This window comes from Streptomyces pseudogriseolus (assembly GCA_002154585.1).
GTDB lineage: Bacteria > Actinomycetota > Actinomycetes > Streptomycetales > Streptomycetaceae > Streptomyces > Streptomyces pseudogriseolus.
In genome coordinates, this window is the sequence record MUNG01000747.1 from 566 (window position 1) to 780 (window position 215).

General features: G+C 62.3%; 1 protein-coding gene. It reads right to left on the minus strand.

The features are described from left to right. Nucleotides 1-114: 114 nt before the first annotated feature. On the minus strand, nt 115-215 hold a 101-nt coding region (locus CCN29_RS34520; protein WP_143661484.1), incomplete at its 5' end, for a LuxR C-terminal-related transcriptional regulator.

Genomic DNA, 215 nt, shown 5'->3' on the forward strand with positions numbered 1-215 from the left:
CACGACTGAGCCTTCGTGCCCACGGTGCGGCGAGAATAGAAAGGTCTGGACCACGGGTCAATAGGTCTGGACCACTGTGTGCGACTCTTTCGGTTCCAAACCTTCACGAAGCCTCTAAATGCCCAACTCCTGTGCCAGCACCGCCGCTTGCACCCGGCTGCGCAGCTCCAGCTTGCCCAGCAGCCGGCTGACGTGCGTCTTCACCGTGGCCTCGG